At 33.7% G+C, this 11,573-nt stretch carries 13 protein-coding genes; 6 read left to right on the top strand and 7 right to left on the bottom strand.

The features are described 5' to 3' along the window. Window positions 1–1,015: 1,015 nt before the first annotated feature. From AABL87_RS17270 to AABL87_RS17290, 5 genes are all read left to right on the top strand, one after another. The gene (locus AABL87_RS17270; protein WP_006264138.1) at window positions 1,016–1,624 is read left to right on the top strand and encodes a class I SAM-dependent methyltransferase; all 609 of its coding nucleotides are present in this window, start codon (window positions 1,016–1,018) and stop codon (window positions 1,622–1,624) included. A gap of 8 nt (window positions 1,625–1,632) precedes the next feature. After that, the gene (locus AABL87_RS17275) at window positions 1,633–2,166 is read left to right on the top strand and encodes a GNAT family N-acetyltransferase (RefSeq protein WP_006258410.1); all 534 of its coding nucleotides are present in this window, start codon (window positions 1,633–1,635) and stop codon (window positions 2,164–2,166) included. A 76-nt stretch (window positions 2,167–2,242) separates the two neighbouring features. Continuing rightward, the gene (locus AABL87_RS17280; RefSeq protein ID WP_006264139.1) at window positions 2,243–3,370 is read left to right on the top strand and encodes a GNAT family N-acetyltransferase; all 1,128 of its coding nucleotides are present in this window, start codon (window positions 2,243–2,245) and stop codon (window positions 3,368–3,370) included. Between the two features lie 4 nt (window positions 3,371–3,374). Next, window positions 3,375–3,920 (top strand): STM3941 family protein, encoded by a 546-nt coding sequence (locus tag AABL87_RS17285; protein ID WP_006264140.1) that lies wholly within the window; start codon window positions 3,375–3,377, stop codon window positions 3,918–3,920. Between the two features lie 6 nt (window positions 3,921–3,926). Then, window positions 3,927–4,427 carry a ClbS/DfsB family four-helix bundle protein gene (locus AABL87_RS17290; RefSeq protein ID WP_006264141.1) on the top strand — a complete coding sequence of 167 codons (501 nt, stop codon included), beginning with the start codon at window positions 3,927–3,929 and terminating at the stop codon, window positions 4,425–4,427. A 72-nt stretch (window positions 4,428–4,499) separates the two neighbouring features. Here the strand turns inward: AABL87_RS17290 and AABL87_RS17295 are convergent, their stop codons facing one another. The 7 genes from AABL87_RS17295 to AABL87_RS17325 all read right to left on the bottom strand — a co-directional run bounded on the left by AABL87_RS17295 (window position 4,500) and on the right by AABL87_RS17325 (window position 9,910). After that, complete coding sequence (locus tag AABL87_RS17295; protein WP_006264142.1) at window positions 4,500–5,054, bottom strand: hypothetical protein; 555 nt, start codon at window positions 5,052–5,054, stop codon at window positions 4,500–4,502. 311 nt (window positions 5,055–5,365) lie between these two features. After that, window positions 5,366–6,124 carry a DUF2314 domain-containing protein gene (locus AABL87_RS17300; RefSeq protein WP_006264143.1) on the bottom strand — a complete coding sequence of 253 codons (759 nt, stop codon included), beginning with the start codon at window positions 6,122–6,124 and terminating at the stop codon, window positions 5,366–5,368. A gap of 134 nt (window positions 6,125–6,258) precedes the next feature. Then, on the bottom strand, window positions 6,259–6,801 hold the full coding sequence (locus AABL87_RS17305; protein WP_341277674.1) for an RNA 2'-phosphotransferase: 543 nt from the start codon (window positions 6,799–6,801) through the stop codon (window positions 6,259–6,261). Beyond that, window positions 6,801–8,150: an SMI1/KNR4 family protein gene (locus AABL87_RS17310; protein WP_341277675.1), complete on the bottom strand. Its 1,350-nt coding sequence runs from the start codon at window positions 8,148–8,150 to the stop codon at window positions 6,801–6,803. Before AABL87_RS17310 ends, AABL87_RS17305 begins: the two co-directional genes overlap by 1 nt. A gap of 99 nt (window positions 8,151–8,249) precedes the next feature. After that, window positions 8,250–8,666: a hypothetical protein gene (locus AABL87_RS17315; RefSeq protein ID WP_006261670.1), complete on the bottom strand. Its 417-nt coding sequence runs from the start codon at window positions 8,664–8,666 to the stop codon at window positions 8,250–8,252. A gap of 193 nt (window positions 8,667–8,859) precedes the next feature. Beyond that, window positions 8,860–9,402: a HutD family protein gene (locus AABL87_RS17320; RefSeq protein ID WP_006261671.1), complete on the bottom strand. Its 543-nt coding sequence runs from the start codon at window positions 9,400–9,402 to the stop codon at window positions 8,860–8,862. Window positions 9,403–9,421: 19 nt separating this feature from the next. After that, window positions 9,422–9,910: a hypothetical protein gene (locus AABL87_RS17325; protein ID WP_006261672.1), complete on the bottom strand. Its 489-nt coding sequence runs from the start codon at window positions 9,908–9,910 to the stop codon at window positions 9,422–9,424. A gap of 265 nt (window positions 9,911–10,175) precedes the next feature. Between AABL87_RS17325 and AABL87_RS17330 the strand changes: the two genes are divergently transcribed. Then, entirely contained in the window at window positions 10,176–11,435 is a 1,260-nt protein-coding gene (locus AABL87_RS17330; RefSeq protein WP_286382712.1) for an alpha/beta hydrolase family protein, read from the top strand. Window positions 11,436–11,573: the final 138 nt, after the last annotated feature.

The following is an 11,573-nucleotide window of genomic DNA, read 5'->3' on the forward strand; positions in this document are numbered from 1 at the left end:
CCCGATGACAGATTAGCAATCTGCTCCGTTACCACTCCGGCACCTCTCCGTTGCTTAGATCATTACTTCTCTAATGCGGTGCAAACATACTACGAGTTTTTGAGTTCTGCAAATTTCGAGAAGATAAAAAAGCTAGTATTTCTATCATTTTCTTCAACCAAAATCATATTTAATTATAAATGAGCAAAGTACTTTAAAAATATTTTTTTTAATATTTTTAAATAAATAATCCGTTAGATCTCATCATTCTTTAAAATAGGACTCTTTTCTAGTGTTCAACTCTCTTTCCTCCTATCGACTCTCACCTTATAATCTTCATTTATCATAAACCTCGTAGGACTTTATTAAACTAACAATAACGAATCTAAATAACCTCAAGGCAATAAATAATGAAAATAAATCGTATATTTGTTATTAGAGTGTTCAGTTCACCACTACTATCTTTATGATATTAGTAGTTAATACAGGACATCTAAGTATAGATCATATTTAATAGATATAAAAACTATACACGCTAACTAATTCAATTAATCATTTGAAGTCAGATAAGTCTCTTATCTGACTTTTTTGTTTTACTCTACTGCATCTCTCTCATCAAGCTGTACATTAACACACCATCAGCACAAGTGTAGTGGTATTTCCCTAGGGTACATAATCCTATTAGCAGCAATGTTCTCTACTTGGTTTGTCTTAGGTTTTCTCATTAAGTATAGTGTTGGTTTGTAGTTCTTGATTAAATGAAAAATGTCTAACTTCGCTTACTAGAGAGCCGCTTCGCTGGGAAGTTGCCTACAGTTAGGGAACAGCGGTTTCACGACATCGCGGTTTCACAAAGCAGTTTACAGTCTTACCTTATGGACAGAATGTTCTTAGATGATGTGATAAACTATGTATTGATACAATAGACTAAACAGTTTCACGGTTTCACAACATCACGATTTCATGAAAAAACAAAAAGACAGTTTCCTTCTTGATTAAGGAATTACTACTTTTGTTATTTACTATTTTAAATGCCATGGAGAATATAAAAGAACATTGGGAAGGTGTATATAAAACTAAAACACCTGATCAGGTAAGTTGGACACAAGTAAAACCGATTAACTCACTTCGCCTAATAGAGAATAGTAATATCTCTAAAGACGCTAAGATTATCGATATCGGTGGTGGAGATAGTAATTTAGTTGACTACTTACTAGAAGAAGGATATACTGATATCACAGTATTAGACATCTCTGGAGAAGCACTAGAACGTGCTAAGAAGAGATTAGGTAATAAGGCTTATCAGGTAAAGTGGATAGAAAGTAATATCACTACTTTTACCCCTACTGAGCAATACGATGTGTGGCATGACCGTGCTGTGTTTCACTTTTTGACAGTTGAAGAGACTCAAGTTTATACGCAGTTAGTTGCCAAGGCAGTAAAAGAAAATCTTATTATTGCTACGTTCTCTAAACAAGGACCTCTGAAGTGTAGTGGATTAGAGATTATTCAATACAATACAGAAGATCTAAATGAGCTATTTAAAGATTCTTTTACACTAAAGGACAGCTTTTATGAAGATCATATTACACCATTTGACACCAAGCAGAACTTTGTGTACTGCCATTTTAAAAAGAATAAATAATAACAAATATGGGATTTAGTAGAGATATCCAATTTTCTTCTGATAGACTGTCTTACCTAGTAGTAAACGACAGCTTTAAAGAAGATATTTTTCGTGAGTTAACACCTACAGTAGCTAAGTTTTTACCTTTTATACCAACAGGTAAAATCGAAGATACACAAGGTTTTATTGATTATAGTTTAGGTGTATTAGACCAAGGTACTGATATCACTTTAGTAGCAGTAGATAAAGAGACAAAAGAGTTTATCGGATGTTGTGGTATACACGATGTGAATGAAGAGTCTATCTCTCTTGGTATCTGGTTAAAAGAATCTGCTTTTGGCAAAGGATATGGACAAGAACTTATCACTGCATTAGAAACTTATGTAAACGAAAACCTTACAGTGGACTATCTAATCTACAATGTAGAGAAGAATAACCATGGAAGTATTAAGATAGCTGAGAAATTAGGTTATGTTTACCATAGTGATTTCGTGAGAAATATCAGTGAAGAGAAGATACTTAATATGCTTCAATACCGCAAGGACAATAAAAAGAAGTAATAAATAAGAAATTTAAAAGTTCAAAGAGCACAATGTTTTTTGAACTTTTTTTCAATAATTGAATACAATATAGATTATGCGTTATAAAATAACAGAATTAGAACAGATCGACTTTAATACCATTCCTTGGGAATTTTTAGTACACTATAATGGACGTGCAGATGATTTGCCACCATTGCTAGATCAGGCTATAAGCAGTGATATTAGAGACAGTAGATATGCTCTTTTTTCTCTAGCGAATAATATAGAACACAAAGGTGGAGTGATTACCACTACTCCTGTTGTATTAATACGCTTATTTCAGTTATCTAAAGAAACGCCTTATAATCAAGATATGTTATTGCGTGTTATCCTAAAAGTCGCTAAGGCAATAGGCTTTCAATGGGAGCTTTTTAGAGATAGCAATGAATTTGATAACATCCCTTCTATCCAAGAGCTATATAGTACTCAATCTTCGTTCTTATGGCCTGAATTCGAAACAAGGGAACAAGATGCTATGATATGGGCTGCTACAGATATGCAAAAAGTCTTTGACTATGCGTGGTATTATACAAAAGAGGTCTTATGTGCTTATCAGCCTGTCTTAGAACAATTAGTAGCTCGTGATGACATAGAACAAGGGCTGATATACGACATACTCACTGTAGTTAAGATGGTAAAAAATCAACAGAGAAATATCATTTCTCTTGATAAGACTTGGACTAGTGAACACCTAAAATACGTTATCGTAGAAGATACCTATCTAGAAGACTTTTTAACTAATCTAACACCTGAAATCACAAGATTCTTAAGCTTTGACGCTAATGGTAATCAACCTTTGTTAAAAGAGTATATCAGACGTTCACGCATCGAAATAACCAATGGTACAGCCTTAGTATTAGTGCTATTAGACAAAGAAACCAATGAGTTTATCGGAAGCTGTGGATTAAGCGATATCAATGAAGAATCTGTTGAAATAGGCCTTTGGATTAAAACTTCTAAACAGAGCAAAGGATATGGCACAGAGATTACTAAAAAACTGATAGAAATAACCAAGTCAGAGATCAATACCTCGTCTATACTTTATGCAGTAGAGAAAGGTAATGAGGCAAGTGTAAGCATTCCTAATAAATTCGGTTTTATCCATGCATATGACTTTATCATAGAACCTAGCCCTTTAAAAAACAGAATGAGAGAGATGCAACAATTCATTTTAACGCTATAACATTATGAATACTATTCTACCAATCACTTATTCTATCAGCAAGATTAAAGTAAGTTTATACCTTATAGGATCTTTATTACTTGTAGCAGCAGGAGTACTTGTATTCTATAACTGTCTGTATCACAAGGGAAGGTATTTCTTAGGTTCTATAGAACTGACCTATGTTATAGCTGTATTGGCTATAGTATTCTTTGGATATGCTTCCATAATGTTTATTAGTAAATTATTTAGTAATAAACCAGGTATTGTCATTAATGAACAAGGGATACTTGAGAATGCCACTGCAGTAGTGAATGGATTAATCCCTTGGCAAGATATTACTTCTGTTGAACTCTATAAAATGCAGAGTCAGAAGTTTGTATTGATCTATGTGAAGAATCCTGAAGAATATATCGCCAGACAAAAGAATATGATCAAGAAGAAATCAATGCAGGCTAACTTAAAGACACATGGTACTTCTATATTTATCAATACCAATATGCTTAACGTATCAGATGTAGAATTGGCAATTGCTATTCAACAACAACTAGATAAGAATACGCTTAAATAAACTACCATGGCAAGACCAACTAATAAAACAGCATTAATAACACTGTCTAATGATTTGTTTAATAAACTTATATCTACAACTGAATCATTAGACAACCAACGTTTAAACGACAATTTTACAGAAGAGAGTCTCAACAAAAATGTGAGAGATGTACTCATGCATTTACACGAATGGCATAGCATGTTTTTGTCTTGGTACCAGGTAGGAATGTCAGGTGGTAAGCCTGTTATGCCTGCCGATGGTTATACGTGGAAGACTACTCCTGAATTAAATATTGCCATTAATCAGAAGTATCAAAATACTGATGTACTTGACAGTATTCAAAAAATTAAAGAATCTCATAACGCTGTATTTCAAATCATTCAACAGCACAGTAACGATGAATTATTTGAGAAGAAGAGATATCATTGGACAGGAAGCACCTCATTAGGCGCTTATCTCGTATCCGCTACTTCTAGCCATTATGATTGGGCATTAAAGTTCCTGAAGAAAAACGGTATTAAATAAGTTACTTGATATTATTTTGAATTAAATACCGTCAACTCTTAATTCCTAATTCCCCCGTGTAGGGCAAAGCCGTCAACTGTCAACTGTCAACCGTAAACTATAAGCCATAAACTTCTTCGCTTTATTCTGATAAGCAGCTGTTCGCTTAGGATAATTCAGTTCTATCACCTCGCCGATTAGCTTCATATCCTCTTTATACTGATGTCCTAATAACATCAAAATATCCATCGCAAAAGCCTCTGTTGCCACTTTAGAATCAGTAGACAGCCACAGTAGAGAGACCTCTACTAGTTTTTTTTCTTGTACAGAAGTACGGACTAACTTTTTACTTTTAGCTACCAACCAACATATACGACTTATCAGACGCTTACTTGATTCATTAGTAACAAACTCTACATTATCTATAAAAGTGTCTAAATAAGGCTCTAAACGTAGGATATCCCTATCTAAAATATCTTGCAACAATACAGTAGACATCACATGAATAGCATCATCGTATTCGAAGCTATATTTCAGCAAGAACTGTAACACTTCTTCATCACTACCAATAACTGCTAAAGTGTCCATACGACTCTTAACGTGTATATCTGTTGCTAATACGATTTGATATAGTTCTTTATGTGTCATTTTAATTATTACTGATGTTCAAATATAATCATAAATGGAAATATACTAATCCTCTAAACATACCAAATACCGCAACTAAAAACCGTACAATACACTGTCAACCACAAACCGTAAACCGTCAACCGCAATATATATCCACCATCCATGTCGTGCTGACAAAGTCTATGCAAGCAGAGTATGTGAAAAGCATCTCTCATAAAACTCTACAAAGTAACCACAATACACTGTTAACTGTTAACCGAAAGCCGTTAACCAAAAAAAGCCCTAGTATTATTTACTAGAGCTTTTTTACTTTTATTTTAAAAAACTGATTATCCTAATACAGGAATGATATGCTCCCAGTTTAACTGCTTAGCGTAGTCTACTGGAGTCTTACCTTCATTATTTGGTTCGTTCTTATTAGCTCCTTTTGCTAATAATACCTCAACACTTGTAAGGTTACCTGAGATAACCTCTTTGTGTAAGAACGTATATCCAGCCTCATCCTTATTCGTTACCTCATCAGGGTTCTCATCTAAGAATTTCTCTAAACTCTCTTTCATATTCTTACTCATAGGGTGTTCTATAAGGTTCTCAGGGTGTTCTTTTTGTTCATAAACATAAACCACATCATTAAAATCGCCGAACTCTAATCCCCAAGCAGCATCGTGTTCTGCCCTCTCTTCGTCAGTCATCACAGAGCGCATAGCCTGCACAGTAAAACCTCCAAAAGCTTTACCTTGACTAATAAACATCCAATCACTGATTTGATCAAGAGTTACTCCTATTTGCTCTCCTTCTTCTATATTCGTTAGTATATTAGGCTGATTTAATAGCTCTCCATAGATAATATCTCCATCGAAGTCTACATCACCGATCCACATATGCTCTACTACAGGCTCTTCTTCTCCTTCTACCTCTTGTGTGAAAGCCACTTTAACACTAGCCATATCGAAAGCAGGTACTATTCTTCTATATTCCCAAGACAACTCTCTCCAAAAGTACTTGAAGGTATCTTGAGCTTTTTTATATGCCTCTATTAAGATAGGGTCATCTCCTTTTGCATAAAAAATCGGGTTCTCTTTTTCCATAATAAGTGTTTTATCTATTTAATAAAATAGGCTACTAGAACTCTATAACCTACCGTGCAAAAATACTTATCTCTTTTACATATTCAAGTAATCAAAACAAGTATAGTCCTGCATTAACACAATTTTAATGCTCTTTATTTAGAGATATACTTCGGATCGATATAATCTGTTAGCCACACCCCATTAGCAGATTGATAGAACTCTATTCCCTCTTCATGCATCTTACTCGCTAAGATAGTTAACACTACCACTCTACCATGACGAGACCCCACACTGATAGCAGTCTCTTTATCCTGGCTTAGATGTACATGCTGTCTACTCATCTTCTTAATCCCCTCTTTCCCAATACCGCTCAAGAAACGATCGACTGTACCATGATATAAAAACTGTGGTGGCTCTACAGGTGTAAACTCTAAGTCAACAGCGATAGAATGTCCTTGATTAGCTCTTATCTTAGTACCATCAGTACTATAGGCATATCTCTTCTTATTGTTAGTCTCTACGATCTCGTCAAGCTCTTTCTTGGTAAATGAGACTCTGTGTTTACCACATTTACTGATTAATTCCTCTACATCAGCCCACCCATTCTCGTCTAATTGTATTCCTATTTTACTTGGTTCATGTCTAAGTACTAAACTTAAAAACTTACCTATGCTTTTCTTTCTACTTTCGTCCATTATCTTTCTAATTCTTCTAAACTTAGGCCTAACTCTTTAAGTCTATGCTCTAAATTTACTATAATATAATTCTCCGTTTCACTATTTTTATACTTCTTATATACAGAGCTATAGCATGATAACAACCTTTCATCGTTTACTTCTTTTAAACCTTGTAGAGCATATAAAACCACTCTCTCATCATCGTCATGTAAACATTGAATGAATTGACTTAGATATTTCTTCTTGTTCTTAGCTTCTCCTAGCGTATAGATAGCCGTTGCACGTATGGCCTGATTAGCAGATTGAAGACCTGTTAACATTAAATCACCGTAATCATCTGTTGCTTTTGACACAACGTAAGTATAAAAACGAAAGGTCTCCTCATCATTGATAGTATTACTTAATGGAGTAATGAACGGCAACCAATACGCCTTGTCCTCTGCATACCAATGTATTATTTTTAAAGAGACAAGAAGGTTTTGCCCTATTAATTCTTTGACAAAAGGAATAGCTCTTTTAAATGCTACTTTTGCCAAAATCATCGTAAGATAACTCCTTATGTCATCGTCTCTCTCCTCAGAAAGAACATATTCTATCTCTTGAAGAATAGCTTCACTAATCTCTTTCTTTTGACTTAGACCGACTAGATACTCTAATTTCTCCTCTTTATCTTCAATGGTTTTAAATGATTCCCATAGTGATTCACTACTTCCTCCTCTAGCATATCCAAACCATCCAGCATCTTTACTTACTAACTCTCCTGATATAATCTCATCTAACCATCGCTCATACCAGTCTAAGAAATGTTCTTCATAAGCAAAGCTTGGTTGAAAATCTTCATTTATATATACAATTCTTCCTCGATGCTCCCCATTCATCACAAGGCAAGTCGTAATAGCACATCCTTGTGTACCGATAGCTAATAAACCACTAAATAGTTTGTTTTGAATCTCGTAGTAATCTTCATCAGACAAATCGTCTTCTTGTAAAGTAAGAGTTAATGCTTCCCATTCCTCCTTAGTCATTTTGGGATCTAAAATACACGCTTGTGCTATAGATCTCTTTATATCCTCTACAAATACATCGATTAAATTGGTTCCTAAAGGATATATACCATAATAAGGTCCTGCAGCACTACCCCCATAAGCATCTTCTTGATTAGTTCGATTTCCTACCTGAGTAAGAAAAGCGACATAAGCCTCAGGCAACTCTACATTGTACTCTTGTTCAAAGTGTTTAATATCTGTATGACGTACTACTTCTCCTATTCCGTATTGATGTGAACTTGCTCCAAAAACTTGATATTCCTTATCAAAATCCTTAATCGTACTAAGCTTATCTTTTATTCTCTCTATCTGTACATTCATAATTTTCTTTTTCCTACTACAAAGAAAGTGAATTTAACCACATAATTATATCGCCATAAAAAGGTATCTTAAACGATAATACTATTGGTAATAACAATTTTAAAAATTACTTGAAAAGATACTTAAATCACTCCCATCATAATCTGGCATAAAATATTGAAGTATTGGGATATAAGCATTGTGCATCCCACTGTGTTCTTTTATTTTTTTCTTGTTTTTCATGATAAAACCATCGTAGAAACAATTCTTTTCTTCTCCTAATACTTGCAAAACAGCTATATCTAAATAAGGATGTCTTCTACTGAAGGATTCTATCCCATTGTCATACGCGAATACCTCTTTTACTTCCTTTGCCCCATTGACTAGAGTATCGATATCTCTATATACAACCAGGAATTGTTTCTGATGGCATACCACACTAACAATATTACTAAAAGGAAATAACTTACTCAATTCTTGATTAAAAGCATTCTCATTACAATCCACTAAAGGCACTACGATATAAGACATTTCCATATACAACTCAGTTTAATGTTATCTTAATCCAAGTTACTATATATAATACACTGTATTGTAATCCAAATCTTAAGTAATTATAACTAAATTATTAAAATCACACTAATAAAGAAACAAATCAAACTTTTTAACCTTTATTCTATATAATATTAATATTAGACAAATATTAATCTATTATTTTAGTACTCTATATTTACCAATATCCTATAATAGCTTTCTGATCTAAAGTAAGAGATATATCATCAGACTCTTCATTAATGATTAATAAACAATCATATTGTTGCATTGAATAACACACATCATTAACCACTGCGATACTATCTACTAATGCGAATATAAATAGGTATACTGCTTTAGTATCTAACGCATCAGAGCTAATCTGTACTACTTCATCCTTTATAGATTGATGCAACATTAGATTAAAATCTTTACCTAAGGAATAAGAAGTAATATCTTCTTCAGAACCAAAAGAGAAAAGAGTATGAGTAGTATAATATTCCTCTTTCCCTTGCCTATATAGCTTTAAATCTCCTTCTAGCATAGATAGATATCTCCTATATCCATTAAAACGGGTAAACTCAGAAGGAACTACTTCTATAGTAGCGCTGCTTATTCTAAATATAAAATCCTTATCTGCATATTGAGCATTGTATGGATATATCACATATTCATTCGTCTTACCTCCAGACCAAACACTTGTTTTGATCTCTTCTTTTTTTATTACTTCTATTATCATACTAGCTACAGTTCACTATTTATTCAGCTATAAAACGAACATCTTTCTCATTCGTTTTATCCACCACTAATATAAGACATGGATGTATAGTAAAACTCCTATTTTCACCACTTTGTTTAATTGTATAAGACAACTCCAATATATCACCTTTCTCTACTAATCTATTTATCTCAAAAGAGGTATCTCGTTCAGTACGTTGTCCTACTAATGCTAAAACGAATGACTTTTTAAAATCTATAGGTGTAGGTGTCCCCTGTTCTCCCATTGTAGTTGCAGTACCAAAATAAGACTCAAAGTGATCTTGTGAAGTAATACGTAGACTTTCTACTTTAGCATTCTCTATAGTATTAAGCACAAAGTAGTTTTTAGCCTCTATGTAAGGCACATCTTTAGTCATTACTTTCTCCATTTCTTTTACTTCTTCTATCGCTATTTTATTAGTATTTCCAATATTACAACTTGTCAATACTATTGCTAATACAACTAATATCCATGTATTTCTTTTCATCTTATTCATTTATATAAATAACTATTCCTCAATAAATTTATTGTAAGTCGTTCAAGCTTTAACTATTAAAGTTTAACTATTAAATCCCAAATAAATTTGAATTAAACTTATATCTTCAACATAATGGCCTTACATAAGTACAAATTATAAGTTGTAAATAATATAAAATAAACAAACATATAACGCCATATCATGTCATTATTCAAAGATATTGCTATATTTAGGCTAACCAAATAATCAGAATAATTACAAAAACCGTTTAACTATGAAGAGAAAATCGTTCTTAATAGGAGCTATACTAGCTACTACATTCACCTTTACAATGCTTACATCTTGTAATAGTGATGATAATAAAAATAAAGTCGAAAACGAGAAAGAATATGTATCTGAAAAGGATTATACTCTAGACAAACTAGATGAGGCGAGCTCTATAAAGATAATGACCTATAATATGCCTTATTTAAATGGTAAGAACCAGCATGCTACTGCGCTTATTATGTACCCTAAAACACCTAAGCCAAAAGACGGTTACCGTATCGTGGTATGGGCTCATGGTACAGTAGGAGTAGCAGACGCATGTGCCCCTAGTAGTAATCCGTTAGGAGAAAACTTTAAAGTAACAGCCAAAGCCTTATTAGCACAGGGATATGTAATCGTGGCTCCTGATTATGAAGGACTAGGTACTCCAGGTATACACCCTTACTTACACCTAAAGAGTGAAGCACTATCTGCCACTTATGCTATCAAAGCTGTAAAAGAAAAATACACTAGCGAATTTAATGGAGACTGGATGTCTGCTGGACAATCTCAAGGTGGTCAAGCTTCCCTAGGTATAGCGGAGTTAGCGAATAATGATACCACTTATAAAGGAGCTGTAGCTGGTGCTCCTGCCTCTAGTTTAGGAAAGATCATTCTAGAAGTAGCTCCAGTAGCTCTTGCTAAAATAGAAGCTATGGAAAACGCTAGTCCTACTCCTATACCTTTAGAAAAAAGAAGTTCTGTTACATCTTATGCTACGCTATTAGCTTATGCTGCCTTAGCAGGAGTAGGTATCAAAGCAGAAACTCCTTCTTATGACTATACTGCTATATTCGAAGATAGAGCAAAGAACTTTGCTAAACTAGCTGAGGGAAGCAATGGAGATAATGGAGACTGTCTAGACGGAGTACGTCAAGCGTTTATGGCTGATATCATCAAGTATATGAATGAAGATCCAAGCAATAAAGTAATGACTTACCCTGGTCTTAATAATGAGAAGTTTAAGAATGATCCTATCATCCAAAAGTTCTTACAAGATAGTCAACCTGGTACTCAAAAAATAGACAAACCTATCTTAGTCATCCAAGGACAAGCGGATACTAATGTACCTGCTATCGTAACTCAAGGAATGGTAAAAGGACTACAAGATTTAGGTTCTCCTAGTGTAGAGATCATCTTAGTAGAAGGTGCTGGACATACTCAAGCTATCGTATGGAAGAATGATGAGCTAGTGAAGTTTATCAATAAATACATGCCTGCTCAATAATAGATAAACATCAAACAAAAAGGTCACTAGCATAGTGTTAGTGACCTTTATTATATCTTTAAATCAAGTACATTAAGTCAGAAAATTCTTAATTCTTAATTCTTAATTCTTAATTCTTAATTCTTAATTCTTAATTCT

The sequence above is a fragment of the Myroides sp. C4067 genome (genome assembly GCF_038039665.1).
In the GTDB taxonomy this organism is placed as follows: domain Bacteria; phylum Bacteroidota; class Bacteroidia; order Flavobacteriales; family Flavobacteriaceae; genus Flavobacterium; species Flavobacterium odoratimimum.

Bases quoted from the DNA above. Each gene is read 5' to 3' on its own strand.
- AABL87_RS17305 (WP_341277674.1), bottom strand. From the start codon at position 6,801: ATGGACGAAAGTAGAAAGAAAAGCATAGGTAAGTTTTTAAGTTTAGTA.
- AABL87_RS17330 (WP_286382712.1), top strand. From the start codon at position 10,176: ATGAAGAGAAAATCGTTCTTAATAGGAGCTATACTAGCTACTACATTC.
- AABL87_RS17300 (WP_006264143.1), bottom strand. From the start codon at position 6,124: ATGGAAAAAGAGAACCCGATTTTTTATGCAAAAGGAGATGACCCTATC.
- AABL87_RS17290 (WP_006264141.1), top strand. From the start codon at position 3,927: ATGGCAAGACCAACTAATAAAACAGCATTAATAACACTGTCTAATGAT.
- AABL87_RS17295 (WP_006264142.1), bottom strand. From the start codon at position 5,054: ATGACACATAAAGAACTATATCAAATCGTATTAGCAACAGATATACAC.
- AABL87_RS17325 (WP_006261672.1), bottom strand. From the start codon at position 9,910: ATGAAAAGAAATACATGGATATTAGTTGTATTAGCAATAGTATTGACA.
- AABL87_RS17275 (WP_006258410.1), top strand. From the start codon at position 1,633: ATGGGATTTAGTAGAGATATCCAATTTTCTTCTGATAGACTGTCTTAC.
- AABL87_RS17280 (WP_006264139.1), top strand. From the start codon at position 2,243: ATGCGTTATAAAATAACAGAATTAGAACAGATCGACTTTAATACCATT.
- AABL87_RS17285 (WP_006264140.1), top strand. From the start codon at position 3,375: ATGAATACTATTCTACCAATCACTTATTCTATCAGCAAGATTAAAGTA.
- AABL87_RS17315 (WP_006261670.1), bottom strand. From the start codon at position 8,666: ATGGAAATGTCTTATATCGTAGTGCCTTTAGTGGATTGTAATGAGAAT.
- AABL87_RS17270 (WP_006264138.1), top strand. From the start codon at position 1,016: ATGGAGAATATAAAAGAACATTGGGAAGGTGTATATAAAACTAAAACA.
- AABL87_RS17310 (WP_341277675.1), bottom strand. From the start codon at position 8,150: ATGAATGTACAGATAGAGAGAATAAAAGATAAGCTTAGTACGATTAAG.
- AABL87_RS17320 (WP_006261671.1), bottom strand. From the start codon at position 9,402: ATGATAATAGAAGTAATAAAAAAAGAAGAGATCAAAACAAGTGTTTGG.